This window comes from Rhizobium laguerreae (assembly GCF_019778565.1).
GTDB classification, from domain to species: domain Bacteria; phylum Pseudomonadota; class Alphaproteobacteria; order Rhizobiales; family Rhizobiaceae; genus Rhizobium; species Rhizobium laguerreae.
Genome location: NZ_JAAXQT010000002.1, coordinates 254,133 through 279,502 on the forward strand (window position 1 = coordinate 254,133; position 25,370 = coordinate 279,502).

Annotated in this window: 24 protein-coding genes; 14 read left to right on the forward strand and 10 right to left on the reverse strand. The window is 61.4% G+C overall.

Features of this window, described 5'->3' with window-relative positions:
- Positions 1-115 precede the first annotated feature (115 nt).
- The 3 genes from secD to ybaL form a co-directional block, all read right to left on the reverse strand.
- Positions 116-2,665: a protein translocase subunit SecD gene (gene secD / locus HFO71_RS08165; RefSeq protein ID WP_221987820.1), complete on the reverse strand. Its 2,550-nt coding sequence runs from the start codon at positions 2,663-2,665 to the stop codon at positions 116-118.
- Between the two features lie 83 nt (positions 2,666-2,748).
- Positions 2,749-3,129 (reverse strand): hypothetical protein, encoded by a 381-nt coding sequence (locus tag HFO71_RS08170; protein ID WP_131642133.1) that lies wholly within the window; start codon positions 3,127-3,129, stop codon positions 2,749-2,751.
- Positions 3,130-3,183: 54 nt separating this feature from the next.
- On the reverse strand, positions 3,184-5,004 hold the full coding sequence (ybaL, locus tag HFO71_RS08175; RefSeq protein ID WP_131642132.1) for a YbaL family putative K(+) efflux transporter: 1,821 nt from the start codon (positions 5,002-5,004) through the stop codon (positions 3,184-3,186).
- 34 nt (positions 5,005-5,038) lie between these two features.
- Between ybaL and HFO71_RS08180 the strand changes: the two genes are divergently transcribed.
- Positions 5,039-5,338 carry a helix-turn-helix transcriptional regulator gene (locus HFO71_RS08180; protein WP_168256637.1) on the forward strand — a complete coding sequence of 100 codons (300 nt, stop codon included), beginning with the start codon at positions 5,039-5,041 and terminating at the stop codon, positions 5,336-5,338.
- 82 nt (positions 5,339-5,420) lie between these two features.
- On the opposite strand, the gene HFO71_RS08185 is transcribed toward HFO71_RS08180, so the two are convergent.
- Complete coding sequence (locus HFO71_RS08185; protein WP_221987822.1) at positions 5,421-6,842, reverse strand: ArnT family glycosyltransferase; 1,422 nt, start codon at positions 6,840-6,842, stop codon at positions 5,421-5,423.
- 637 nt (positions 6,843-7,479) lie between these two features.
- Between HFO71_RS08185 and HFO71_RS08190 the strand changes: the two genes are divergently transcribed.
- The 13 genes from HFO71_RS08190 (at position 7,480) to visR (ending at position 19,743) form a co-directional block, all read left to right on the forward strand.
- The gene (locus HFO71_RS08190) at positions 7,480-9,114 is read left to right on the forward strand and encodes a globin-coupled sensor protein (RefSeq protein ID WP_131642129.1); all 1,635 of its coding nucleotides are present in this window, start codon (positions 7,480-7,482) and stop codon (positions 9,112-9,114) included.
- 61 nt (positions 9,115-9,175) lie between these two features.
- Entirely contained in the window at positions 9,176-9,472 is a 297-nt protein-coding gene (locus tag HFO71_RS08195) for an STAS domain-containing protein (RefSeq protein WP_003545491.1), read from the forward strand.
- Entirely contained in the window at positions 9,469-9,834 is a 366-nt protein-coding gene (cheY1, locus tag HFO71_RS08200; protein WP_017958972.1) for a chemotaxis response regulator CheY1, read from the forward strand. The genes HFO71_RS08195 and cheY1 overlap by 4 nt, the downstream gene beginning before the upstream one ends.
- 17 nt (positions 9,835-9,851) lie before the next feature.
- Complete coding sequence (locus HFO71_RS08205) at positions 9,852-12,131, forward strand: chemotaxis protein CheA (RefSeq protein ID WP_221987823.1); 2,280 nt, start codon at positions 9,852-9,854, stop codon at positions 12,129-12,131.
- Between the two features lie 4 nt (positions 12,132-12,135).
- Positions 12,136-12,603 (forward strand): chemotaxis protein CheW, encoded by a 468-nt coding sequence (locus HFO71_RS08210; RefSeq protein WP_020048469.1) that lies wholly within the window; start codon positions 12,136-12,138, stop codon positions 12,601-12,603.
- Positions 12,600-13,508 (forward strand): protein-glutamate O-methyltransferase, encoded by a 909-nt coding sequence (gene cheR, locus HFO71_RS08215; protein WP_221967621.1) that lies wholly within the window; start codon positions 12,600-12,602, stop codon positions 13,506-13,508. Before HFO71_RS08210 ends, cheR begins: the two co-directional genes overlap by 4 nt.
- Positions 13,505-14,548 (forward strand): protein-glutamate O-methylesterase CheB, encoded by a 1,044-nt coding sequence (gene cheB, locus HFO71_RS08220; protein WP_017958976.1) that lies wholly within the window; start codon positions 13,505-13,507, stop codon positions 14,546-14,548. Before cheR ends, cheB begins: the two co-directional genes overlap by 4 nt.
- Complete coding sequence (locus HFO71_RS08225; RefSeq protein ID WP_003545503.1) at positions 14,549-14,938, forward strand: response regulator; 390 nt, start codon at positions 14,549-14,551, stop codon at positions 14,936-14,938.
- Positions 14,935-15,489, forward strand: coding sequence for a chemoreceptor glutamine deamidase CheD (gene cheD, locus HFO71_RS08230; protein ID WP_077977589.1), 555 nt, complete (start codon positions 14,935-14,937; stop codon positions 15,487-15,489). The genes HFO71_RS08225 and cheD overlap by 4 nt, the downstream gene beginning before the upstream one ends.
- A 16-nt stretch (positions 15,490-15,505) precedes the next feature.
- Positions 15,506-15,895 carry a chemotaxis protein CheT gene (gene cheT, locus HFO71_RS08235; RefSeq protein WP_017958978.1) on the forward strand — a complete coding sequence of 130 codons (390 nt, stop codon included), beginning with the start codon at positions 15,506-15,508 and terminating at the stop codon, positions 15,893-15,895.
- Between the two features lie 207 nt (positions 15,896-16,102).
- Positions 16,103-17,794: a flagellar basal-body MS-ring/collar protein FliF gene (gene fliF / locus HFO71_RS08240; protein ID WP_077977590.1), complete on the forward strand. Its 1,692-nt coding sequence runs from the start codon at positions 16,103-16,105 to the stop codon at positions 17,792-17,794.
- A 447-nt stretch (positions 17,795-18,241) separates the two neighbouring features.
- Complete coding sequence (visN, locus tag HFO71_RS08245) at positions 18,242-18,988, forward strand: transcriptional regulator VisN (RefSeq protein WP_026154436.1); 747 nt, start codon at positions 18,242-18,244, stop codon at positions 18,986-18,988.
- Positions 18,989-18,996: 8 nt separating this feature from the next.
- Positions 18,997-19,743: a transcriptional regulator VisR gene (visR, locus tag HFO71_RS08250; protein WP_028740340.1), complete on the forward strand. Its 747-nt coding sequence runs from the start codon at positions 18,997-18,999 to the stop codon at positions 19,741-19,743.
- An 89-nt stretch (positions 19,744-19,832) separates the two neighbouring features.
- Here visR and HFO71_RS08255 read toward each other — a convergent pair whose 3' ends face one another.
- From HFO71_RS08255 to motA, 6 genes are all read right to left on the reverse strand, one after another.
- On the reverse strand, positions 19,833-20,276 hold the full coding sequence (locus HFO71_RS08255; protein WP_017958982.1) for a hypothetical protein: 444 nt from the start codon (positions 20,274-20,276) through the stop codon (positions 19,833-19,835).
- A gap of 5 nt (positions 20,277-20,281) precedes the next feature.
- Positions 20,282-21,361 carry a flagellar biosynthesis protein FlhB gene (flhB, locus tag HFO71_RS08260; RefSeq protein WP_026264917.1) on the reverse strand — a complete coding sequence of 360 codons (1,080 nt, stop codon included), beginning with the start codon at positions 21,359-21,361 and terminating at the stop codon, positions 20,282-20,284.
- A 233-nt stretch (positions 21,362-21,594) separates the two neighbouring features.
- Positions 21,595-22,635, reverse strand: coding sequence for a flagellar motor switch protein FliG (gene fliG / locus HFO71_RS08265; protein WP_077977591.1), 1,041 nt, complete (start codon positions 22,633-22,635; stop codon positions 21,595-21,597).
- 28 nt (positions 22,636-22,663) lie between these two features.
- Positions 22,664-23,251 carry a flagellar motor switch protein FliN gene (gene fliN / locus HFO71_RS08270; protein ID WP_077977593.1) on the reverse strand — a complete coding sequence of 196 codons (588 nt, stop codon included), beginning with the start codon at positions 23,249-23,251 and terminating at the stop codon, positions 22,664-22,666.
- 65 nt (positions 23,252-23,316) lie between these two features.
- Complete coding sequence (locus HFO71_RS08275) at positions 23,317-24,267, reverse strand: FliM/FliN family flagellar motor switch protein (RefSeq protein ID WP_131642127.1); 951 nt, start codon at positions 24,265-24,267, stop codon at positions 23,317-23,319.
- Complete coding sequence (gene motA, locus HFO71_RS08280; protein WP_011650470.1) at positions 24,268-25,140, reverse strand: flagellar motor stator protein MotA; 873 nt, start codon at positions 25,138-25,140, stop codon at positions 24,268-24,270.
- Positions 25,141-25,370 lie beyond the last annotated feature (230 nt).

Sequence of the window (25,370 nt, forward strand, 5' to 3'; positions counted from 1 at the left end):
CGGACGCGCGAAGGACGCTGTAACTCCTTGAAATGGCAGATAATGCAGTAGCCGACAATAGAAAGAGGGCGCCGGCTCTGCAACCGGCGCCCTATCAGGATGCGTTAAAGGGATTTTAGCTCGCGGTTTTGCGCGGGCGACCCTGTTCCGGCGGAATGATCTCGACTGCCTCATCGGTTGCCGGTGCGGCCTTGGCATGGCGGCGGCGCCAGTCGCCGAGGAAGAGCAGGATGGGTGCTGCGATGAAGATCGACGAGGCGCCGGCCACCAGAATGCCGAAGACCATCGGGATCGCGAAGCTCGAGACAGCACTACCTCCCCAGATCGCCATCGGCACCAGCGCGAGGAAGGCCGTCGCATTGGTGTAAAGGCTTCGCGCCAAGGTCTCGTTGATCGACTTGTCGATGATCTCGCGCAGCGGCATCGACTTGTAGAGCCGCATGTTTTCGCGCATGCGGTCATAGACGACGACTTTGTCGTTCACCGAATAACCGACAAGCGTCAGGATGGCGGCGATCGCTGTCAGGTTGAAGTCGAGGCCGGTGATCGCGAAGAAGCCGATCGCCTTGGTGACGTCGAGCACAAGCGTGACGATGGCGCCGACGGCAAATGGCCATTCGAACCGCGCCCAGATGTAGAGGAGCATCGCAAAGCTTGCGATCACCACCGACAGGATGCCGGCCCAGGCAAGCTCGCCGCTGACCTTCGGACCGATGACGTCGGTGCCTTCGACGGTGGCGCCCGGGTCGATCTTGGTGACTTCGGCCTTCAGCTTGGTCACCGCCGCCGTCTGCGCCTCTTCGCCGCCTTCCTGCCGTTGGGCACGAACGAGAATGCTGCTTTTGTCGCCGAAGGACTGCAGCGTGATTTCGCCGAGGCCGAGACTATCAAGACCTTCGCGGAACTTCGCTAGATCGGCCGCACCCTGGGTCTTGACGGCCATCTGGATGCCGCCGCGGAAATCGACGCCGTAGTTGAGACCGGGATAAATGAAGAGCACGACGGAGGCGATCGAAAGCAGCGCCGAGACGGTGACGCCGAAGAAGCGGGCCTTCATGAACTCGATGTGCTTGTCATAGGGGCTGAACGGGATCAACGGCCGGATGTTCAGCACCTTGAGCTTGCGGCGGCGGGTGATCTCGATCATCGCTACACGCACGAAGGCAACCGATGTGAACATCGAGATGATCAGGCCGAGCGCCATGGTCACGGCAAAGCCGCGAACCGGTCCGGAGCCGAAAAAGAACAGGATGGCCGCAGCGATCAGGGCCGTCATGTTGCCGTCGATAATGGTCGAATAGGCACGGCGGAAGCCGGTGTCGATGGCGGCGAAGGCGCTCTTGCCCTTGCGCGTTTCTTCGCGGATGCGCTCGTTGATGAGAACGTTGGCGTCGACCGCAAGGCCGATACCGAGAACGACACCGGCAATGCCCGGCAGCGTCAGCGTCGCACCAACCAGCGTTAGCGCCGATAAGGTCAGGATCGTGTGGATCAACAGCGCGATATTCGCCAGAAAGCCCCAGGAGCCATAGAGAACGAAGATGAAGGCTGCGACGAGGGCAAAACCGACGATGCCGGAATAAATGCCCATCTTGATGGCGTCGGCGCCAAGATCGGCTCCGACGGTGCGCTCTTCGATAACAGTCAGCTTGGCGGGCAGGGCGCCGGCGCGCAGCATGGCGGCCAGCGTTGTGGCGCTGTCAGCCGAGAAGCTGCCGGAGATCTGGCCGGAGCCGCCGGTGATCGGCTCGCGGATGACGGGCGCGCTCAGCACCTTGTTGTCGAGGACGATGGCGAAGGGATTGCCGACGTTCTGGCGGGTGATCTCGGCAAAGCGGGTGGCGCCGGCGCTGTCGAAGCGGAAGCTGACGATCGGCTCACGCGTATTCGGATCGAAGCTGACGCGGGCATCCGAAAGGCGGTCGCCGGAGATTTCGACGCGGTCGAGAACCGGATAGGACCTGCCCTCATCATCGTTCAGCATGGTCACACCGGGTCCGGGCGCATTGTTCGGCGACAGCATGTGGAACGACATCTTGGCGGTGGAGCCGAGAAGTTCGCGCAGGCGCGACGGATCCTGCGCGCCCGGAAGCTGGACGAGCACGCGGTTGGCGCCGATGCGCTGAATGGTCGGCTCGGAAACGCCGACCTGGTCGACACGCTGGCGGATGACTTCAAGGCTCTGCTGGACGGCGTTGTCGACATTGGCGGAGATGCCGGCCCGCGAGAAGCCGACGGTAATGGTCGCTCCGTTCGCCGTGACATCAAGATCCGCCTGGCCGGCGCTGAGGCCGGTGCTGATCGGGTTGGCAAGCGTCTTGAGTTCGGTGACGGCAGCATCGCTCTGCGCGGCATCGGCGAGCGTCACGACGATCTGGTTCTGGCTGCGGACCACGGCTTTCGGCTGGATGCCCTTCTCGCGCAGCACGCGGCGCGCGTCCTGAAGCAGCGATTGCAGCCGCTCCTTGGTGAGGTCGGCTTCGTCGACTTCCAGAACGAGGTGCGAACCGCCGCGAAGGTCGAGGCCGAGCGACACTTGCTCATGCGGCAGCCAGGCCGGCACGCGCTGGAGGACGGATTGCGGCAGGACGTTCGGCAGGGCGATCAATAGGCCGAGTAGGATGATCACCGTATAGGTGAGCACCAGCCATGGTGAAGTACGCATGTTGTATTCCTTGATATCGAGGGCCGGCGCTCGGGCGCTGGCGGCATGTCGTCAATGGTCGGAAGCGCCGATCGGCGCGAGCGTCAGGCAGCGACCGGCGGTGCGCGCGGCTGATGGGTCCTGGAGACTGCGGCATGAAGCGAAGCTTCAAATGCCGGAAAAGGGGCGGCAGTGGTCCAGCCGGAAAAATCGACGGCCGGGGCGGCGGCCAGGGCAAGCGGTCCGGCGTCATGCGCCGCCTGCTTCGGTGCAAGCTTGCGTTCAGTGGCGAGCAACCCGCGCACGGCATCGCGCGCAGTCAGCTGCGGCGGCTGCGGATCCCGATCGGAAGAGGAAAGCGTATTGGCGGCGGCGACCGGCGAGATCACCAGATTGCCGCCGAAAAGCAGGCCGAGATAGGCAAGGACGGCGACGAGGAGGGAGGCGGCGATACGGCTCGTCAGACGGCGCTGGTCCAGCTCCATCTTCCCCGTCTCGGTTATGTCACTCCCGTATCGGCTCAAAAGCGCGCCAATCTCTCATTCTCTTTCCGGCGGAGGGTCATCCGTCGGCATAATTGTATCAGGCCCATGCCCGTCTTCATAGGGCACACTCTCATGATGCACTTGAGCGAGCCGGTCAACCATGCCCAGCGCGATTTCACGCTCGCCCATGATGACCGTGTCGGCGCCATATTGCTTCAGCTCATCGACCTCGGCGTCGGAATGGGCGCGGGCGACGATGAGGATCGAGGGATTGACGCTGCGCGCCTGCTCGATGATGCGGCAGGCTTCGAAGGCGTTCGGGATGGCGATGGCAATGCTGCGGGCGCCAGAGAGATTGGCAAGGTCGAGCGTTTCCCGCATCACCGCATTGCCCGACAGAGTTTCGATACCCTGCGCCTTCAGCTCGCCGATGCGCTTGTCGGAGTCCTCGATGACGAGAAAAGGTGTGGCTGACGACTTGAGATTCTGTCCGACGATGCTGCCAACCCGCCCGTAGCCGACGAGAATGGCGTGGCCGCTGAGAGCGGTCGGGTGCACCTCGTCGTCTTCGGGCAGCATCTCCTCCTGCGCTGCTATCGCATCCGCAACGGGAGCAGGGTCTGCCACGACGTCTTCGCGCTTTGCGCCATCCAGCAGCGGCCGCATGCGGTCGCAGAGGAAGAACAGCAGCGGATTGAGGATGATCGAGATGATGGCGCCGGCAAGGATCAGATCGCGGCCCTCCTCCGGCAGCAGGCCTAGTTCGACGCCGAGGGCGGCGAGGATGAAGGAGAATTCGCCGATCTGGCCGAGGCTTGCCGAAATCGTCAGCGCCGTGCCGAGCGGCTTCTTGAAGGCGAGCACGATCAGGAAGGCGGCGACGGACTTGCCGATGACGATGATGAAGATGGTGGCGAGGATCGGCAGCGGCTTGTCGATCAGGATGTTCGGATCGAACAGCATGCCGACCGAGACGAAGAACAGCACGGCAAAGGCGTCGCGCAACGGCAGGCTTTCCTGCGCGGCGCGATGGCTGAGCTCGCTTTCGGCAAGCACCATGCCGGCAAAGAAGGCGCCGAGCGCCAGCGACACGCCGAAGAGCTTCGCCGCTCCGAAGGCGACGCCGAGCGCGATCGCCAGCACGCCGAGCCGGAAGAGTTCGCGCGAACCGGTATGGGCGATGCGGTGCATCGTCCAGGGAATGAGCTTGCGGCCGAAAACCAGCATCAGCGCCACGAACAATGCCACCTTCACCAGCGTCATGGCGATCATGCCGCCGATGCCGAGATCGAGGCCGAACAGGCTGCTCAGCGCGGCCGAGAGCGGCTCGACGGGAGCGTGACCCTCACCGCCGATGCTGGCTGCGGCCGGGATCAGAACCAGCGCCAGCACCATGGCGAGATCCTCGACGATCAGCCAGCCGACGGCGATCCTGCCGCGCTCGGTTTCGACCAGGCGCCGCTCCTGCAGCGCCTTCAAGAGCACGACGGTGGAGGCGACTGAAAGCGCCAGGCCGAAGACCAGGCTGCCGCCGGTCGACCAGCCCATGAAGGCGCCGAGCCCCCAGCCGAGCAATGTCGCGAAAGCGATCTGCACGATCGCCCCGGGCACGGCGATGCCGCGCACCGACAGCAGGTCTTTCAGGGAGAAATGCAGCCCGACGCCGAACATCAGCAGGATGACGCCAATTTCGGCAAGCTCCGGGGCAAGGCTCTGATCCGCCACATAACCCGGCGTATGTGGCCCCACGAGCACGCCGGCGATCAGATAACCGACGAGCGGCGGCATCCGCAGCCGATGGGCGAAGGCCCCAAAGATGAAAGCCAGCACGATGCCGCCGACGATTGTCGAAATCAAGGGCGTATCGTGTGGCATCCTTGTCTCCCGATCTGGAAATCCCGTCCGTAATATGACATATATGGTCTATATCGACCAATATGGGCAACTTGAAATCATGGGTCAAGGCGCAAGGGAAACAATTCTCACCCCCGCTCTCTGCCGCGCGGCGCGGGGCCTTCTGGACTGGACCCAGACGGAGCTTGCCGAGAAGGCCGCCGTCTCGCGCAGCACCATCCGCGATTACGAGGGTCGGCACCACGACATCCATCGCGCGACGGAGGCGCAGCTGCGCCTCGCCTTCGAGGAAGGCGGCGTCAAATTCGTGGAGATCGAAGGGAAGGGCACCGGCCTCTGCCTGCCCACTGCATAAAATGATGCAGCAATTCAAAGTGTTACTGGGTCGCACCTCTGAAAAGAGGCTTGGCGCTGTCGTCGGGGCAAGCTGAACATGCTCAGGGCGCCAGGCAGGTGGCAGAGACCTTGTAGATGGAAAGCGTCTTGCCCTTGTAGTTGCCCTCCGTCGGCAGCCAGTTCTTCAGCACTTCGGGCGTCTCGGTGGCGCAGGTGAAGGCCCCGTCCGTCAGGAAAAGCACCTTGCCGGTGATGTCGGCAGGCAAAGCGAATTCCTGCTCGTAGTAGCTTTCCGGAAGGCCGGCGGGCGCCCGTGCATAGATCCTGTAGGGTGCATCGCGGAGCGTATAGAAAAGATCGGCGACCATATCGCGATTGTCGGTGACGATGATATCGGTGCCGGCTTGAGTTGCGAGTGCGGCGGCCTCGCGGCTGACCTCGGCGCGGCCGAGATAGCGCTTCATCAGCGCGTCGCCGTTCGGCAGCAGCAGTTGATGCGGAAAGATTGTCGCCAGAGGAAAGAGCAGGCTGGCGATGCCGTTGATGGTCAGCGACAGCCTGAGCCCCTTCGGCCACTTCAGGTAAAGCAGCCAGACGGCAAGGATGGTGCCGGCAACATAGGCGGTCACCGCCCAGTTGGCGTAAGCCTTGGCGACCGTTGCCTGCAGCGTGATCAGCAGCACTACCGGCATCGACAGCCAGACCAGCATCTTTTCCCGATCGTCGCTCTTGCCCCTGATCATGCGGTACACCGCCCAGAGCATCGCAAAGAAGATGATCGGCCCGACAACGCCGAACTGGGCGGCGAAGAATTCAAGCCCGCGACGGAGATTGATCCCGAGTTCGCTCCAATGGGCGATGTCCTGCGTATGCCGCACCGTCGTGTTGTCGTGCTGCAGGTTCCACCAGAGGTTCGGCAGGGCGACGACCGCCGCGACCGCGACCGCGATGATGAAATCGCGAATGGCGATGCGCGCCGCCGGAATGAGGAGGAGGGCAATCGCGCCGCCCGGAACGACGAATAGCACGGCATATTTCGTCAGGAAGGCGAGGCCGACGCCAAGGCCCATGACCAGCGCCAGCCCGACCGAGCGCCGCTGCGTCAAGCCAAAATAGGCAAGCAGGGCGATCGCGATGAAAAACAGCAGGATCACGTCGGTCGAGAAGAACACCGAAGAAAGCGCCACACCGGGGAGCGTGATGTAGGTGGCGCCCGTCCAGCCTTCGATCTCCGGCCCGACGAAACGTTTTGCCGTCTTCATCAATACCAGTGCCGCGGCCATGTGGATCAGCGGTCCGAGCAGCCTGATCCAATAGATGGCGTTGGAGCCGGAAAGCTCGGTCATCGCCCGGATTACCCACGCAATCATCGGCGGCTTGGAATAATAGCCGAGGTCGAGGTTTTGTGACCAGAACCAGTACTGCGCCTCGTCGACGAAAAGATCCGTCGCATCGAAATTGAGCGTGACGACGCGCCAGAGCGTGAAGCCAAGAACGATGAGGAGACCAGATCTGGGGGACATGAACCGATAGTTCCGCTGACATGAAAGGCGCGAGTGCGATACACCAAAGGCGCCGGACTGCCAACGGGCAAGAGTGGAGATTGCGACGCGCTTTAGAACACCCGAAGGGCGCGGATATCGCGGTTTGCGGCGAGGGAATCGAGGCGGGCGACGGCTGCAAGCAGCGTCATTGCAATCAAGCAGGCACCCAATCCGAGAACAATCATTGCTCTGTCCTTGTCGACGTCATGTCTTGGTTATCGACCGGCATATAACACGGAGCTTGCGTGTGCCTTGTAGCAGCCATGCAACTCCGCAACAGTATTTGCTGCGAACGGCCTTGAATTGCTTCAAAAGCCTGCACGGCGAAAGGCTTATTAACCTTCAGGCAAGGAATTAACCATAAACATTGATGTACACGTCGGAATGGGAAGATGCACTCGTTCCCACCAGGCATGACGCCGTCCCGCCGTACCGGGTTGATCCGGTATCCATCTCTTCAGACAGCTCCGAAACATAGCTGATCAGGGGGTTTCGATCCGCCGGTTGTAACCGGTGGTGAGAACCGTCTCCACGCTTCGCGTTCAACGGATGCTGCGCAAGTTTTTGGCCGGGCCTTCGCCCGGAAAGTGGTTGGGGACAGGCGTTGAGGCAGGACATGCCATCAGATCAGGCTCGTGGAGCGCAGGCAGGCAGCTTGCGCGACCGCCTGCGCTTTGCCGGTCTCGATGCCGACCAGTGCGAGCTGGTGCGCCGCAACCGGACGGCGCTTGAAGCGCATCTGAAGGCAGGCCTCAGGGATCTCTTCCACAGGTTCCAGTCATTCCCCGACGCCTCGCGCAATTTCGAGAGCGAGCGCCAGGTCGAGCGCCTGCACGATCTGCAATCCTCGCATTGGGACGTGCTGACGGATGCGCGGTTCGACAGCCTCTATGCCGAGCGCGTCAAGGTTCTCTCCGATACCGAAAGCAAGATGGGCCTCGACCCGCGCTGGCACGTCGCCGGCCATGGCGTTATGCTGGAACATGTCGTTTCCGGTCTCGCCGAAGAGATCGCCGGCCGTCCGCTGCTGCCGTCGGCCAAGCGTCGCACCCGCGAAATCTCCGATCTGATGACGGCGATCATCCGCATCGTCATGGTCGATGTGGAAATTGCCGTCTCGCTCCGCTTCAATGCGCTGCGCGCCGCCCAGAGCCGCGCGCTCGCCGATCAGCGCGCCGACAACGAGGCCGAGATCATCAGGATCTTCGGCGATGTCATCGAAGGTCTTTCCGCACGCGACCTGACGCGGCGCGCCCCCATCGACGGTGACGGCGCTCATGCCGGGATCGCCGCCGCGCTGAACGGCGCGTTGGATGGCCTCCAGGCCGAGTTTACCACTATTACCGAGCGCACGGCCAAGGCCGAAGCGGAGACAGGCTCGCTTGCCGGTCTGTCGCGGCAGTTCGCCGGCACGGCTTCCGGCCAGGCCGACCGGCTGCAGCTTTCCGCCGCTGCCCTTGCCGGCATCGCCGGCAGTGTCCGGAATGGCGCCGCCGACAGCCGCGCTGCCGAACAGGCGGCCGCCTCGACGCGCGCCGCCGTTGAGGAAAGCGGTGAGGTCGTCGGCCGCGCGATCAGCGCCATGGCCGATATCGAGCAGTCGGCCGAAAAGATCGGCCAGATCATCGGTGCGATCGACGAGATTGCCTTCCAGACCAATCTTCTGGCGCTGAATGCCGGCATCGAGGCCGCTCGCGCCGGCGATTCCGGCCGCGGCTTTGCCGTCGTCGCCCAGGAAGTCCGCGCCCTTGCCCAGCGTTCGGCCGAAGCCGCCCGCGAGATCAAGACCCTGGTGACGACGACTAAGGCGCAGGTCGATGCCGGCGTGCAGATGGTCGGGCGCACACAGGATTCGATCGGCAGCATCGTGCGTCAGGTCACCGACATCAACGCCGCCATATCAGGCATCGCCACCCGAACCGGCGAACATGCCGCAAGCCTCGACAGCGTGACAGCCGACGTCAAGGGCCTGGGTAGCGAGGTGGCCGACAGCGCCGACCTTGCGGAGCGCTCGACCGAAGGCGCCGACCACCTCCACACCGTCATTCTCGAGCTCGGCCAGACGATTCGCGAATTCCGCATCGCCCGGGAAAACGCCACCGCCGGGCGCCCGGCGCCGGTGCGCGTGACACCGCCGCGCGCCCTTGAGGGCGCTACCCGCCCGGCACCGGTCGTGGACGAATACGAAAATGACGATTTTGGCCTTCCGCAAGCGTTCGCAAACGTCGGAGGTGGGCGGAATGTTTACTAACCTATCGGATGATTGCCTCAGCTCGTCTTCGGGCCGGGGATAAGGGGATAAGGAAAAGCTGATGGCAGCAAAGAAGAGTGGCAAGACGCTGGACTTGACGGCGGTGCTCGACCTCAACGAGGCTTCCGCCTTGCGCGATAAACTCCTCTCTCTCCGGGGCAGCGGTCTTTCGATAGACGCTTCCGGCGTCGAACGGATCGGTGCTCTTTGCGCCCAGGTTCTGATGTCCGCCGAGAAGACCTGGGAGCAGGACAAGCAGCCGTTCACCTTCTCCAAGGTGTCCGACGCATTTCAGAAAACCATGCAGCTGGTTGGCGTCAATATTGACCACCTGCTTGCCAAGGAGATTCGGCAATGAAGAAAAAAGTGCTGACCGTGGATGATTCCCGCACCATCCGAAACATGCTTCTCGTGACGCTGAACAATGCCGGCTTCGAGACGATCCAGGCGGAAGACGGCATCGAGGGCCTCGAGATCCTCGAAGAGTCCAATCCTGACGTCATTGTGACCGACATCAACATGCCGCGCCTCGACGGTTTCGGCTTCATCGAAGGTGTCCGCCGCAACGAGAAATATCGGGCGATCCCGATCCTGGTCCTGACCACCGAAAGCGACGCGGAAAAGAAGAACCGCGCCCGCCAAGCTGGTGCCACGGGCTGGATCGTCAAGCCTTTCGACCCGGCCAAGCTGATCGATGCCATTGAGCGTGTAACCGCTTAAACCCAGGATTTGCTCCTATGGATATGAACGAAATCAAAGAGATCTTTTTCCAGGAGTGCGAGGAACAGCTCGCCGAGTTGGAATCCGGTCTTCTGAAATTGAATGATGGCGATCGCGATCCGGAAACCGTCAATGCGGTGTTCCGTGCGGTGCATTCGATCAAGGGTGGCGCCGGCGCCTTCGGCCTTGACGATCTGGTCGCCTTCGCCCATGTTTTCGAGACCACTCTCGATTGCGTTCGATCCAACAAGCTTGAGCCGAACCAGGACGTCCTGAAGGTGATGCTGAAGTCGGCCGACGTGCTCGCCGACCTGACGAATGCTGCGCGCGACGGCGGCAGCGTCGATGAAAGCCGCAGCCGCGGCCTCGTCAAGGAGCTCGAGGCGCTGGCCAACGGCGAATTGCCGTCTCCCTCTGCGTCAGCCGAGGCGCCTGCGCCGAAGACCGCCGCAAAGGTTGCTCCGGCCGCTCCGGCGCCGACCCCCAAGCCGACTGACGACAGCGGCTTCCAGCCGGTCCCCTTTTCCTTCGACGATTTTAGCGGCGAAGACGATGCGGGCGGCATGCCGACCTATGAAGTCATCTTCAAGCCGCGCTACGAACTCTATTCCAAGGGCAATGACGCCACCCTGCTGCTGCGTGATCTCTCGCGCCTGGGTGAAATGACGATCTATTGCAATACGGATGACCTGCCGGGCCTCGAGGAACTCGATCCGGAAGGCGCTTATTTCTTCTGGAACGTCACGATCAAGACGGACAAGGGCGAGGACGCCATCCGCACCGTCTTCGAATTCGCCGAGTGGGATTGCGAACTGACGGTGAAGCCGGTCGAAGAAGCAAGGGCCGACGCCACCAGCAACGACGAACTGCCGATGGTGCCGGTTCCCTTCGATCTGTCGATCCTGGACGAAACGGGCGCAATGGAAGAAGTTTCCGCCTCGGACGCGCGGGAGACAGCCGCAGCCGTTGCCGCCGCCGAAACCGCCTCCAACGTCACGCAGATGGTCGCCGCTCGCGTCGAGAAGAAGGAATCGGCAGCCGCCGCAGCGGCCGCTGCAAGCGCCGCCGCCCAGAACAATGCCGCCGGCGCCGGCCAGACGATCCGCGTCGATCTCGACCGTGTCGATCGCCTCATCAACCTCGTCGGCGAATTGGTCATCAACCAGGCGATGCTGTCGCAGAGCGTCATCGAGAACGACACGACCGGCACCTCTTCGATCAATATGGGCCTCGAGGAGTTGCAGCAGCTCACCCGCGAGATCCAGGACTCGGTCATGGCCATCCGCGCGCAGCCGGTGAAGCCGGTCTTCCAGCGCATGTCGCGTATCGTTCGCGAAATCGCCGACATGACCGGCAAGTCGATCCGCCTGATCACCGAGGGTGAAAACACCGAAGTCGACAAGACGGTGATCGACAAGCTCGCCGAACCGCTGACCCACATGATCCGCAATGCCGTCGACCACGGCATCGAAACGCCCGAAAAGCGCGCAGCCGCCGGCAAGAACACCGAAGGCACCGTCCGCCTGACCGCCAAGCATCGTTCGGGACGCATCCTGATCGAGCTTGCCGACGACGGCGCCGGCATCAACCGCGAGAAGGTCCGCCAGAAGGCGATCGACAACGACCTCATCCCGGCCGATTCCAACCTGTCGGACGAAGAAATCGACAACCTGATCTTCCTGCCGGGCTTCTCGACGGCCGACAAGATCTCCGACATCTCCGGCCGCGGCGTCGGCATGGACGTCGTCAAGCGCTCGATCCAGGCGCTCGGCGGCCGCATCAACATCACCTCGAAGCCGGGTCACGGCTCGGTCTTCACCATGAGCCTGCCGCTGACGCTCGCCGTCCTCGACGGCATGGTGGTCACCGTCGCCGGCCAGACGCTGGTCGTGCCGTTGACGGCGATCGTCGAAACCCTGCAGCCGGAAGCGGCCGCGATCCACTCCTTCGGTGCGAACCACCGGTTGATCTCGATCCGCAACAGCTTCTGCCCGCTGGTCGATGTCGGCCGCATCCTGAACTTCCGCGCTACCCAGGCCAATCCGGTCGAGGGCGTGGCGCTTCTGGTGGAATCCGAAGGCGGCGGCCAGCGCGCCCTGATGGTCGACGCCATCCAGGGTCAGCGCCAGGTGGTCATCAAGAGCCTGGAAGCGAACTACACCCATGTGCCGGGCATTGCCGCCGCCACCATCCTCGGTGACGGGCGCGTCGCTCTCATCCTCGATGTCGACGCGGTCGTCGGTGCCTCGCGCGGCCAGTCGCTCAAAGCGGAAATGTCGTTAGCAGCGGTGGGATAAGGGAATGTCGTACACTGTAAAAAATCTGAACGAGGGGGATCGCGAGCTGATCGCGTTCCGCATCGGGGATCAGGAATTTTGCGTGAACATCATGTCGGTTCGCGAAATCCGCGGCTGGACCCCGGCAACCGCGATGCCGCATTCGCCTGGCTATATGCTGGGTGTCATCAACCTGCGCGGCGCGGTGCTGCCGATCATCGATCTTGCGGCCCGGCTCGGCATGAAGCCGGCCGATCCGACTGCCCGTCATGTCATCATCGTCGCCCAGGTCCGGCGCAAGGTCGTCGGCCTGCTGGTCGATGCCGTTTCCGACATCCTGACGGTGACCGAAGAAACCATTCAGCCGACGCCCGAGATCACCTCCGAGCTCGAGCGTCAATTTGCTCGCGGCGTTCTCGCCATCGAGAAGCGCCTGATCTGCCTGATCGAACTCGAATCCCTCTTTCCAGAGACCGAAAGCGAAGCCGCATGAGTGTAATGGGCGCAAAAGATCAGAGGCAGGGATCCGACGAGGTCCTGGCGAGCGGAGAATATCCGCTGACGCGCCGCGACCTCACCGAGATCGCTGCGATGATCTATTCAGATGCCGGCATCTTCCTCAACGAGACCAAGGCGTCGCTCGTCTATTCGCGCCTGTCGAAGCATATTCGCAATCTCGGCCTGTCCGGCTTCCGGGAGTATTGCGACCTCGTCGCTTCGCCGGCGGGTGCTGCGCCGCGTCGCGAGATGCTTTCGCATCTGACGACCAATTTTACCCGTTTCTTCCGCGAAAACCATCATTTCGACCATCTGCGCGACCACGTCCTGCCGGAGCTTCTGCAGCGGGCGAGATCGGGCGGCAGGGTGCGCATCTGGTCGGCCGCGTCCTCCGACGGGCAGGAACCCTATTCGATCGCGCTGACGGTGCTGTCGCTGATGCCGAATGTCGCCGATTACGACTTCAAGATCCTGGCAACCGACATCGATCCGAAGATCCTCGCGATCGCCCGGGCCGGCGCCTATGACGAGAGCGCGCTCGAAACCGTATCGCCCGCCATGCGCAAGCAATGGTTCAGCGAAGTCGAGGTGCGGGGCCGCCGGAAGTTCCAGGTCGACGACCGCGTGAAGCGGCTGATAACCTACAACGAACTGAACCTGATGGCGCAATGGCCGTTCAAGGGCAAGTTCGACGTCATCTTCTGCCGCAACGTCGTCATCTATTTCGACGAGCCGACGCAGATGAAGATCTGGCAGCGTTTCGCCGGTCTGCTGCCGGAGGGCGGGCATCTCTATATCGGCCATTCCGAACGTGTTTCGGGCGAGGCAAAACACGTCTTCGACAATATCGGCATCACGACCTATCGCTATACGGCCAAAGGTCTCGGGAGGAAGACATGAGCGCTCCGGCAAGGGTTCTCGTTGTTGACGACTCGCCGACGATGCGGGGGCTGATCACCGCCGTCTTGAGTTCCGATCCCGAGGTCAACGTCATCGGCCAGGCCGGCGACGCGCTGGAAGCGCGCGAGGCGATCAAGCGGCTGAACCCCGACGTCCTGACGCTCGACATCGAGATGCCGAACATGAACGGCCTCGATTTCCTCGAAAAGATCATGACGCTGCGTCCGATGCCGGTGATCATGGTATCCACGATGACCCATCGCGGCGCCGAGGCGACGCTTGCGGCGCTGGAGATCGGCGCGTTCGACTGCGTCGGCAAGCCGGCGCCGGGCGAACTCAGGCCTTTCGGCGACCTCGCCGAAAAGGTCAAGGCCGCCGCACGCACGCAACGCCAGTATTCCCAGCCCGTCGCCGCCGTCGCGCCACCACCCTCGGTCGCCGATTTCCGCGTCGGCCGCAAGATCGTTGCGATCGGCTCGTCGACCGGCGGCGTCGAGGCACTCATTGCCGTGCTGCAGAAATTTCCGGCAAATTGCCCGCCGACCGTCATCACCCAGCATATGCCGCCGACCTTCACCAAGAGCTTCGCCGAACGGCTGAACCGCCTCTGTGCACCGGTGGTGCAGGAAGCGACCGATGGCGCCCGGCTCGAAATCGGCAAGATCTATCTGGCGCCCGGCGGCGAACGCCACCTCCAGGTCAGCGGTGCCTCGGCGCCTTGCTGCCGTCTCATTGACCGCGCGCCGGTCAACGGTCACCGCCCCTCGGTGGACGTGCTGTTCGATTCGGTCGCGGAACTGGCGGGCCGCAATGCCGTCGGCGTGATTTTGACCGGAATGGGCCGCGATGGCGCCGCCGGATTGTTGAAAATGCGCCACGCCGGCGCCAGAACGCTCGGCCAGAACGAAAAAACCTGTGTCGTTTACGGAATGCCAAGGGTTGCTCACGAACTTGGCGCCGTTGAGCAGCAGCTGCCGCTGTCTGCCATCGGTGAAGAAATATTGAAAATGACAGCCGCCCGAAAGGAAGGGACCGAATAAATGTCGCTCGCGGAGAAAATCAAAGTTCTGATCGTCGACGATCAGGTAACGAGCCGGTTGCTGCTCAGCGATGCGCTGACCCAGCTCGGTTTCAAGCAGATCACGTCGGCCGGTGACGGTGAGCAGGGCATGAAGATCATGGCCGAGCAGCCGCACCACCTGGTAATCTCGGACTTCAACATGCCGAAGATGGATGGCATCGGCTTCCTTCAGGCGGTGCGCACCAACCCCAACACCAAGAAGGCGGCCTTCATCATTCTGACCGCCCAGGGCGACCGCGCACTGGTGCAGAAGGCGGCCCAGCTCGGCGCCAACAACGTGCTCGCCAAGCCGTTCACGATCGAGAAGATGAAAGCGGCCATCGAAGCCGTGTTTGGAGCCCTGAAATGATCACTGAGGGGGCAGCCCGCCGCGTGCACATCATTCAGGGCGAGTATAAGGTTCTGAACGATCCGAATGCGGTCCTCTCGACCATTCTCGGTTCGTGCGTGGCTGCGTGCCTCAGAGATCCTGTCGCCGGTGTCGGCGGTATGAACCACTTTCTGCTGCCCGGTTCGGCGACGTCGCCGACGTCAGGCGGCGATGCCACGCGGTACGGCGTGCATCTGATGGAACTGCTGATCAACGGTCTCCTGAAGCAGGGCGCCCGGCGCGACCGGCTGGAGGCAAAGATCTTCGGCGGCGCGAAGACGATCTCGACATTCTCCAATGTCGGTGAGCAGAACGCGGCCTTCGCCGTGCAGTTCCTGAGGGATGAAGGCATTCCGGTGGTCGGTTCCTCGACCGGCGGAGAGCATGGACGCAAGCTTGAATATTGGCCGGTCTCCGGTCGTGCCCGGCAATACCCCCTGACCGGCGCCGAAACGCAGAGAACCGTCGCTCTCGAGCAGCGCCCCGCCACTCCGCAGAAGCCCGTCGAAACCAGTATCGAATTTTTTTGATGGCGAGGATTTTCATATGACATTTACCCAGATGATGGAGCCGCCTGCGCCTGTCGAAGCGCTGAGCGACATCCTGATGCGCATCGTGTCCGAACTGCACGATGTCGCCTATCTCATTGAGCGTATCGAGCCGCAGCTTCTCGACCTCGGCGGCGCCGAAATCCTGAACTCGCCGGATGCCATGAAGGTCATGCAGGGCATCGATCTGGCTGTGCAGAAATCACGCGGCCTTGCAGAATTCATCGACACCATCACCGGCGAAATCCCGCACGGCTGGGCAGTCGACGTCGCAACCGCGCTCAGCCTCGTCAAGCTGGCGGAGATGCAAAAGGCATTGGGCGGCGCCACACGTCACGGCCACTCCCAGCCATTGAGCAAGGCAGCCGGCGACTTCGATTTCTTCTAGAACGACCCGTTTTTCTCCGAGTCACGGAAACGCTCTCTCTTTGTTCTAGCGCAATTCCGGACGCAACCGCTGCGCACTTTTGCTGGAATTACTTTAGGCCTTTTCGCTCCCGCACGCTCTCACGAAACGCTCGCACAAGTTTCGCCGACTATTCGTCAGATGAGGCAATAAGCCTGCTTTGTCTTTGACGGATCGTGCGAGAACAGAATGAATCTGTTAAATCAATTAGTTCAGATCTTTAAGAACTTCGGTTCCCTGGGCCGAACACGCCTGATGATTCTCGGAGGTGTCGGTGCCGTCTCCATCGCAATCGTCCTTGCGGCCGCCCTTTTCGTCAACAAACCGGCACAGGAAACGCTCTATGTCGGTCTGGACTCGCCGGATCTCAACCAGATCAGCATGGCGCTTGCCGAAGCCAACGTCGATTTCCAGGTTGGCACGGACGGCTCCAGCATCAGTGTTCCCGCGGGGATGACGGGCAAGGCCCGCCTGATGCTTGCCGAGCGCGGCCTGCCGAACAGCGCCAATGCCGGTTACGAACTCTTCGACAATGTCGGCTCCCTCGGCCTGACCTCGTTCATGCAGGAGGTAACGCGGGTTCGAGCGCTGGAGGGCGAAATCGCCCGCACCATCCAGTCGATCTCTGGTATCACCGCCGCGCGCGTCCATATCGTCATGCCGGAGGTCGGAAACTTCCGGAAGGCGGAGCAAAAACCGACCGCATCCGTCATGATTCGCGCGAGCGCCACCACCGGGCGGAGCGCGGCGACCTCGATCCGCCACCTCGTCGCCTCGGCCGTGCCGGGGCTTGATGTCGATGACGTGACGATCCTGGATTCCGCCGGCCAACTGCTCGCTTCCGGCGACGAGGCGAGCAACAGCTCGCTGAACCGCTCGCTCAACATCGTTCAGAACGTTCAGCAGGAAGTCGAATCCAACATAGACAAGGCGCTGGCACCCTTCCTCGGCATGGACAACTTCCGCTCCAGCGTCACCGCCGATCTCAACACCGACGCCCAGCAGATCCAGGAAACGGTTTTCGATCCTGAATCCAAGGTCGAACGCTCGGTCCGCTCGACGAAGGAAGCCCAGCAGTCGCAGCAGAAGCAGTCCGATAGCGCGACGACGGTCGAACAGAACATTCCGCAGGCGGCTCCCGAGGCCGGCGGCTCCGCCGGGCCTGAATCGCAGGACAAGTCCGACAAGCGCGAAGAGCAGACCAACTACGAAATCAACAGCAAGACGACGGCGACGACCCGCAGCAGCTATAAGGTTGAAAAGCTTTCGATCGCCGTGGTGGTCAACAAGGGCCGCATCGCCAAGATGGTCGGTGAGCCCGCCGATCAGACCAAGGTCGACGCCTATCTTGCCGAAATGCAGAAGATCGTCGCGTCGGCGGCCGGCATCGACGCCAAGCGCGGCGACGTCGTCACCGTGACGGCCATGGACTTCCTCGAGAACCAGTTGCTCGAAGACGCCACCGGCGGTGTCCGCGTCATGGACATGCTGAGCCGCAACCTTGCCGGCATCATCAACTCGCTCGCCTTTGTCGCGGTCGCCTTCGTGGTGGTCTGGATGGGCCTGCGGCCTCTGGTGCGCAGCATCAACGGCAACGGTAGCTCCGCGGCTTTCGGCGACGCGACGCCGGAAGCGGCCGGCCTCGAGCTTCCGGACTTCGCGCCTGCATCGGCAGCACCCGGCGGCGCTCTCATGGACGGCTTCGGGTCCGACTTCGGCTTCGACAGTACCGAAGACCTGCTCAGCCTCGGCGACGACGATGGAAACTTCAATCGCCGTGTCAAGGAAGGTCCGGAACGCAAGCTTTCCCGTATGGTCGAGATCAACGAGGAACGCGCCGCGAAAATCCTCAGGAAATGGGCGATCGACGAAGCAGCGTAAAGGAAAGGCCGGGCAACCGGCCTTTTTTCATATCGGTACCAAAGCTGGATTTCCTGACCGCTGTTGCTGAAAACCATGACCGGCTATGTGAGAGACTTGGGGCATGACAATCAGGGTTGGGAATTCGAACAACACTATAGACCCGACTCCTTAAATGCGGCTGTAACGCGACATGATGAGAGGGATTCGCGTAAAACGCGAAGCTGGTTGCGATACCGCCAGAATCACCTTAGCCTCCTTAGATCTTGAAGGCTGGAACGAGTGGTCGAATCAGTGCATTGGCGACAGCGAAAGTAAATCCCTAGAAGTCGGAGATGGTGATTTGCATCGGCTGGCTTACCCTTAGGTGATTCGAAATGGGATTCGAGCGGGACTTGACCTGAATCCTTTACAGAAAAAATGCTGTTGCACCGAGTTCGATCGTTTCTCAGCCGCAGGACATTGCCAATGGATATGAATGTAATTCAGGCGAGCAAAGGCGAGAGGCATATGGCGAATTTCGCGAGTGCGGTGGTGCCGGATCTGCTGCCGCGCGATGAGCTGCTCCAGCGCCTCCACGGCGTTGCCAGCACCGGCAGGTTGCAGTCTGGTCTGCGCGCTCTGACGGATTACGTGGGTGCTTCGCACTACCTTCTGGCGCGCTGCGATCTCCTTCAGGAAAGTGGCCTCGATTTCATCGTTTCGTCGGACTGGCCTTTCGATCTGGTCAGGGACATCGCCAATGATCTGGTCCGCGGCTATGCCCGCTCGACAGAGCTGGAAAAATGCATGCAGGTCTTCCAGCCGAATTTTGCTCTTCTGCCTGACAGTGCCGAGATTCCGGATGGCGCCAGCCGCCAATATTGTTCGGTGACCTTCAATGTCGGCCGGTCGCGGCTGGCCTTGATGTTCCTGTTCGGCGAGGGGTTCATCCTTTCGCCGGAGCGCCTGCGGGACGTAGGCCTGCTTGCAGGTTATGTCGCGAGCTTCCTGCGCTGCGGTGGTACGAAGGTCGATCGCGATTTCGAATTGACCGACCGCGAGCTGGAATGCCTGTTCTGGATCGCCGAAGGCAAGACCAGCGACGAGATCGCGATGATCCTCGGAATCTCTCGCAATACCATCAACAACTACATCACCAGCGTGATGCGCAAGACGGCGACCAAGACCCGGTCCGAGGCCATTGCCTTCGCCGTCCGCAATAATCTCGTATAGGGGGATCTATGGGCTATCCAGCAGGCAGGACGATGAGCAGCGCCGAGCAGCTGCGCACGGTGCGTGTGAACAGGATTTCCAGCCGGTCCGATCTTTTTCCGCGGCTGATCGCGATGCAGAAGCTCGCCGATGCGCAAGGCTTCGCGATCTTCCGCGTCAGCGGCTCGGGCCTTCCGGCAAAGCAGAGGCTTGTCTGCGAGCTTGAGAACTGGGGTTCTTCCAATGCCGGTTTCGGCAAGGCCTTCACGGATGCCTACGGCGATATTCTTCTCGATCATATCGACAAGTCGCTGCTGCCGCTCTCATGGGCCGGCGGTTACGACCGTGCGGCACCCGGTCCGGCAGACTTCTCGCCGTTCATGACGCGACTGCAGGACGGTATTCTGCCCTTCTCCGGACTTGCCTTTCCGGTGCGGCTCGGCGCCGTCGGCAATGGTTTCATCCTTTTCACCGGCGATGAGATCGACCCTTCGAGCGATACCATCGTCGAGCTGCACGGTCGCTGCTGCCACATCATGATGGACCTGCTCTCGCTCGACGAACGCCGCACGGCTGCCGCCGAGGCGCTCAGCGAACGCGAGATCGCCTGTCTGCAGCTTGCCGGCGACGGCCGCATCAGCGAAGAGATTGCCGACAAGCTCGGCCTGTCCGTGCACACCGTGAACGCCTATCTCGGCTCGGCGACCATCAAGCTCGATTCCGTCAATCGTATCCAGGCGATCGCTAAGGCGATCCGGCTCGGTTATATCAGCTGAACCCGCCCAGTCCTTGACCGCAACGGACGCTGTCAAGCTTTGACTTGTTGTCCAAGTCGAAATGAAAGCGCGATTGTCTCGAAAGAAAGTCAGCCGGCCAGCGCCTGAGGCGGCTGGTTCACGCTGTAACGCGCTTCCCGAAGGCTCTTTTTGAGGAAGATGGTATTCTCGTCAGGATCGGCCGAGGGCTCCTGGAAAGCGATATGGCTGATCTCGATGCCGGCGTGATCTTCGGCAAGGGTGAGCTGCGCGTAAACGGTGACGCCGCGCGGCTTGATTTCCAGATCGAGAACGACTTCGGGCTTGCCGCCCCACTCCAGAGTATAGTTGCCGCCAAGGCCGAAATTCACCGTGCCCGGATGAAAGAAAAGCTCCGCCGCCGAAGCGACGAGATCGGAAAGATTGCCGTAATACTCGAAGCGCAGCAGTGAAATAAGGTCAGAAGCATCCAGAAGGCGTAGTTCAGTGGCGACCGGGCTGATCGCGTCTGCGAGGATCTTTTCACGCTGGGTAGAGTGGGGGCATTTTTTCATTCGGCTTATCTTACCCGTTTGTTCTTGGCGTCCGCAGCGTAGACCCGGTGGATGAGCTCCGCTACCGCCTTATAGAAGACTGACGGGATGACACTATCGATCGAGACTTGCGCAAACATGGAGCGTGCAAGCGGCGGATCTTCGAACACCGGTATGCCGTTCTTCTCGGCGATCTCTCTGATTTTGAGCGCAATCAGGTCCTGACCCTTGGCCAGCACCACCGGCGCGTCGTTCTCTTCGCGCGCGTAACGCAGCGCCACCGCATAGTGCGTCGGGTTTGCAATCACCAGCGTCGCGCGGTCCACGTTGGCGATCATGCGCCGGCGCGCCCGGTCGCGCATCAGCGAGCGCTGCCGGCTCTTGACCAAGGGATCGCCCTGCGCCTGCTTGTTTTCTTCCTTGACCTCGTGCCGCGTCATCTTCAGTTCGGTGAACCAGTGATGGCGCGTCCAGAAAAGATCGGCGATCGCCACGATAGCCGTGGCGATCAGCATGACGATGATGATCTTGCGCATCGCCGCCGTCACGCGCACGAGGATCGTTTGCGGATCGGAGAACATCGCGTCGATCGAGCCGAAATATTCGCTCCTGAGCACGAAGAACAGGATCACCCCGACGACGACCACCTTGAACAGCGACTTTCCGAATTCGACCAGGCCGGGCACGCTGAAGAGCCGTGACCAGCCTTTGATCGGCGAGATACGCGAGGCCTGCGGGCGGATGCGCTCAAGCACCAGTGTCGGCAGATTCTGGAAGACGGAGGAGGCGACGCCGAACACCATGAACAGGATGAAGGCGGGCGCCAGCAGCGCGGCACTTGCCCAGCCGATCCGGACGAACAGCGCCAGGACATCCGGCCCCGTCTCGATCTTCCACTGGTCGGGCTGTTCGAAGATGTCGCGCAGCATTTCACTCATGCGCCCGACGCTGTCGGGAAGGAAGAATACGAGGTAAATGAAGGTCGCAAGGATGGTCGCAAAGATCGAAAGTTCGCGCGAAGACGGCACGTTGCCCTTTTCCGCGGCATCGCTTTGCTTTTTCGCGGTTGGGGCTTCTGTTTTGCTGTCCTTGTCATCGTCTGCCAAGTCGCGGCCCTCCGTCAAAGAAATAGGCCGCGCCTAATGCATGTCGCCCAAAAACGTGCAGCTCTTTTGGGATGACGACATGCATCAGAACAAAGACCTAAAGCGCGTCGCAAGAACCGAGTTCTATGCGACGCGCTCTAGAGCACGGTCTATTGTTGGAAGGGTAGTCGTCTGTGACACGGCGATCAACAGCCGCCTTTCGGCATGCCGGATTTGTCAACAGTCTCGACGTTTTAGGCGGCCGCCGAAGCGTCGCCTGCCTTTTCCTTGAGCTCGATCTGGCCGGAATTGGCCAGGCGAATCGCTTCCTGCGCCACGGCGCGGCGGGCAATCGCGATCTCGCGCGGATTGACGCCGCCCATGCCGCTCTGCAGATCCGATTCGATCATGCGGCGCTGGCGTGGGCTGATGGCGGAGAGAACCGATTCGCGGATCTCGGGCGGCGACCCGCGCAGCGCGACGGTGAGCACGTCTGTCGAGATGTCGTTGAGCAGCATGACGCGGCTGCGCTGCGGCATGTACATGAGGTCCTCGAACAGGAAGATCTTCGGGCGAACCTTGTTGACCGACTCGCGGCTGATCGATTCGAGCGAGCTGAGCAGCGTGTCGACCTGCGGCTTGTCGAGTTCGTTCATGAGATCGGCAACCTTCGTCGAGCCGGCTGCATTGCGCTCTGCCTCAACCTCGGCAAGCAGCGTCATGACCTGGTTTTCGATGATCTGCGCAGCCTTCGGGCTGACCGCCTTCATGTTGACCGTTCTGTTCATGATGTCGGCGCGGCGGTTGTCGGGAAGCTGCAGCAGCACCTTGGCGCCGAAGGCGGAGGGCATCATCGAAAGAATATAGGCGACGGTCTGCGGATGTTCGCGCAGCAGGAACTGTGCGATGAATGTCGGCTCCGCCTCACTGAGGCGATCCCAGATCGAGGTTTCGTAGGCCTGGAATGCGGTGCGGCGGCCGAGCAGGCTGTCGACCTCGTCGGGCGTCAGGCCTTCTTCAAGAATGGCCTCGATCGCCTTGGCGTTGTCCATCAGTCCGGCGCCCTCGGTGAAGAGGTCTTCGAACTCGGAGACGAGCAACAGGAGCTCGTCCGGCGGAATAGCGCGCAGCGACTGGGCGGATGAGATAATGGTCTGCAGTTCGGCCTGGGTGAAATATTTCAACAGCCGGCCGGCGACGCCCTTTCCCATAGCGAGAAGAACAGCCGCCGCCTTTTCAGCCTGGGTCAACGGTTTCCCGGCTAGTGCGCCGCCGAAATCGTCAAAGTCCATCATGGTCTAACCTCTCCGTCCCACACAGGGATCAGGCTTTTTTCGTACTCAAAACTTCAATCAGTTTCACACCGAATCGCGTGTCGTCGTTATCAAGCACCGTAATTTCGCCGCGGGCAATCCTGCGGCCATTCACCATGATCTCGACCGGTTCACCGATCTTCTTGTCGAGGGCGATCGTCGCCCCTTCATTGAGGTTCATCAGGCCGGAGACCTGCATGCGGCTGGTGCCGAGCATGATCTGGACGTCGATCGGGATGTCCATGATCAGGTCGAAGTTGGAATTCAAAGCGCTGCCGAGCGGGGCCGGCGACGCCTCGAAGGAGGGGTTGCTGCCGAAATCCATGCCGGCCGCCGGGTCGGCATCGCCGCCGCCGAAGTCGCCGCCGAAATCGTCGCTGCCAAACGGAGTTTCCGAAGTCTCGCCGCCAAAGGCCGCCAGGTCCGTTCCTGCTGCGAAGGGATCGCTCTGCAGGTCGCCGCCAAACTGCGACAGGTCGCCATCGGCATCCTGCTTCAGCACGCCGCGCAGATCGTCGATCGCCTGGTCGAGATCGGCTTCGCTGCCCGGAAGATCCAGGGAGAGGTCGCTGTTCTGCTGTGTTTTCTTCGTAGCCATGAAATCACTATTCCAGTTGAAACTTGCCTCAAACTGCCTTTGCAGCCCAAAGGCCAGAGAACCGATTAATTCATTAAATGACGGATGAGTTCGTCATCCGAGTTCATCGTATCCTTGACGCGGACCATGTAGTTTTCGCCTGAACGCCCGAACTCGCACACATACAATTCCTTGCTGTTGGCGCTGACTTCGACGCGCACCTCGCCGTGGTCGCGGAACGGAATGATGTCGCCGACCATCAGCTTCGATATCGTGCGCAGCGTCAGGTCCTGCAGCCTGATCTTCGCCTCGAGCGTGACATGTGAGCGGCGGACCTGGTCGCCGAGCTGTTCGGTCCATTCCGCTGAGTTGCTGCTGGCCTGGCGTTTCGGCTTCGGCGGCGTCACCTTGGTCTTGAGCAGTGCCGTCTGCGGAACGATCAACGAAAATTCCGAAACGATGCCGGCAAGCGTGATCGACATGTTGATGGCGGCCGCGAATTCATCCGGACGATCCTCCTGCGGCCGGGCGCGCATGTCATGGCCGTACGGAGCCGAAAGGCTCGGTTCGAAACCGCCCGGCGCGTTGACAGCCGATCGCAGCACCTTGGCGATCTTGTCGAAGACCATGACCGCCAGATCGAGCTCGATGATCGACAGCAGCCGGTCGGCCGGTTCCTCGATCGTATCGGCTGTGGCGCCAAGCAGATGCTCCATCAGCGTAATGACGAAGCCGTTGCCGCAGGCAAGCGTAATGTTCTGCGACCAGTTGCGCAGTGTCGCGTCGACGAGCGTGACGTTCGCGCTCAGGTCTTCGATGAGGTGGTTCTTATAGCCAATCTCGCAGCCGAGATAGTTGACCGTCACGTCGAGGCCGGTCTCGCTTTTGATGACGTCGGGAAAGAATTCGCTGTAGATTTCCCCGAAGGAGCTGCAGATCTTGGCGACCCTGCCTCTGTCGCCAAGCCCGCCTGTCAGCTTGGCGAGGAGGGCAGGATCCATTGCCGGTTTGTCATGCGAAGCATTGCTCATAGTCATTTAAGCCGCCTTGTTTTCGCCACCTGGGTTCATCATTTCCTGCTCAACCGCATCGATGGACGGACGCTCGTAAGCCGAGATCGTCTTGCGACCGTATTCGAGAGCGACCTGCGGTACCGAGCCGTTCATATAGGCAAGCAGCGTCTGCTTGACGATGACGTAGAGGCGGTGCTGCTTGTTGCGCACGACCTTGATCTGGGAGACCAGCGGCGAGCAGACGCAGTAGGACAAGAGAATGCCGAGGAAGGTGCCGACGAGCGCCGAGCCGATCAGGTGACCGAGCACTTCAGGCGAATCGTTGATGTGAGCCATCGCCTTGATGACGCCGAGAACGGCCGCGACGATACCGATCGCCGGGAAGGAATCGCCCATGATCTGGATCGCGTGGTAGGGCTTCATCTTGTCGTGCATGATGGTGTTGAGCTCTTCATCCATCAGCGCCTCGATCTCGTGGCTGCGGGCGTTGCCGATGATGATCAGGCGCACGTAGTCGCAGATGAACGCCGTCAGTTCCTTGTTCTTCAGAACGGTCGGAGCCGATTGAAAGATCGTCGATTCGGCGGGATTGTCGATATGGGCTTCGATTTCGTTTCGCGACTTGGTGCGCAGGTCGCGCATCAGCGAATAGAGCACGCCGAGAGTATCGAGATAGTTACGTTCCTTCGGTACGGCATGCTTGAAGGCTTCGCCGAGCGCCTTACCGGAATCCTTCACCACCTTCATCGGGTTCGCCATGATGAAGCTGCCGAGACCGGCGCCACCGATGATGACGAATTCGAAGGGCTGGAACAGAGCGTTCACGTCACCGCCCATCGCCATGAAGCTGCCGATGACACAGCCGCAAGTCACTATAAATCCGATAATGATGTTCATCGTCAGCCCAATCTGAACGTTGCTTTTCATTGAGACCGATAGGGTTTCTGCCTTGCGTGAGGCTGATGAAAGGCCCGCTCGCGAGGCATTTCCGCGTGCCAGCTTCGCGCAAGCATCTGCCGTCAGTCTAAAGGGGACGAATGGGTGCCCATGCCCGTTTCTGAGATGCCGCCTCAGCGAAATCCCGGCCGAACCGCATAAGACGACGCCCGGCTTTTCGTTCCGTTCAT

Bases quoted from the DNA above. Each gene is read 5' to 3' on its own strand.
- HFO71_RS08195 (WP_003545491.1), top strand. From the start codon at position 9,176: ATGGCAGCAAAGAAGAGTGGCAAGACGCTGGACTTGACGGCGGTGCTC.
- HFO71_RS08180 (WP_168256637.1), top strand. From the start codon at position 5,039: ATGACATATATGGTCTATATCGACCAATATGGGCAACTTGAAATCATG.
- HFO71_RS08255 (WP_017958982.1), bottom strand. From the start codon at position 20,276: ATGAAAAAATGCCCCCACTCTACCCAGCGTGAAAAGATCCTCGCAGAC.
- HFO71_RS08205 (WP_221987823.1), top strand. From the start codon at position 9,852: ATGGATATGAACGAAATCAAAGAGATCTTTTTCCAGGAGTGCGAGGAA.
- visN (WP_026154436.1), top strand. From the start codon at position 18,242: ATGGATATGAATGTAATTCAGGCGAGCAAAGGCGAGAGGCATATGGCG.
- fliN (WP_077977593.1), bottom strand. From the start codon at position 23,251: ATGGCTACGAAGAAAACACAGCAGAACAGCGACCTCTCCCTGGATCTT.
- cheY1 (WP_017958972.1), top strand. From the start codon at position 9,469: ATGAAGAAAAAAGTGCTGACCGTGGATGATTCCCGCACCATCCGAAAC.
- HFO71_RS08210 (WP_020048469.1), top strand. From the start codon at position 12,136: ATGTCGTACACTGTAAAAAATCTGAACGAGGGGGATCGCGAGCTGATC.
- secD (WP_221987820.1), bottom strand. From the start codon at position 2,665: ATGCGTACTTCACCATGGCTGGTGCTCACCTATACGGTGATCATCCTA.
- HFO71_RS08225 (WP_003545503.1), top strand. From the start codon at position 14,549: ATGTCGCTCGCGGAGAAAATCAAAGTTCTGATCGTCGACGATCAGGTA.
- cheB (WP_017958976.1), top strand. From the start codon at position 13,505: ATGAGCGCTCCGGCAAGGGTTCTCGTTGTTGACGACTCGCCGACGATG.
- ybaL (WP_131642132.1), bottom strand. From the start codon at position 5,004: ATGCCACACGATACGCCCTTGATTTCGACAATCGTCGGCGGCATCGTG.
- HFO71_RS08275 (WP_131642127.1), bottom strand. From the start codon at position 24,267: ATGACTATGAGCAATGCTTCGCATGACAAACCGGCAATGGATCCTGCC.
- visR (WP_028740340.1), top strand. From the start codon at position 18,997: ATGGGCTATCCAGCAGGCAGGACGATGAGCAGCGCCGAGCAGCTGCGC.
- cheT (WP_017958978.1), top strand. From the start codon at position 15,506: ATGACATTTACCCAGATGATGGAGCCGCCTGCGCCTGTCGAAGCGCTG.
- HFO71_RS08190 (WP_131642129.1), top strand. From the start codon at position 7,480: ATGCCATCAGATCAGGCTCGTGGAGCGCAGGCAGGCAGCTTGCGCGAC.
- motA (WP_011650470.1), bottom strand. From the start codon at position 25,140: ATGAACATCATTATCGGATTTATAGTGACTTGCGGCTGTGTCATCGGC.
- cheR (WP_221967621.1), top strand. From the start codon at position 12,600: ATGAGTGTAATGGGCGCAAAAGATCAGAGGCAGGGATCCGACGAGGTC.
- fliF (WP_077977590.1), top strand. From the start codon at position 16,103: ATGAATCTGTTAAATCAATTAGTTCAGATCTTTAAGAACTTCGGTTCC.
- cheD (WP_077977589.1), top strand. From the start codon at position 14,935: ATGATCACTGAGGGGGCAGCCCGCCGCGTGCACATCATTCAGGGCGAG.
- HFO71_RS08170 (WP_131642133.1), bottom strand. From the start codon at position 3,129: ATGGAGCTGGACCAGCGCCGTCTGACGAGCCGTATCGCCGCCTCCCTC.
- fliG (WP_077977591.1), bottom strand. From the start codon at position 22,635: ATGATGGACTTTGACGATTTCGGCGGCGCACTAGCCGGGAAACCGTTG.
- HFO71_RS08185 (WP_221987822.1), bottom strand. From the start codon at position 6,842: ATGTCCCCCAGATCTGGTCTCCTCATCGTTCTTGGCTTCACGCTCTGG.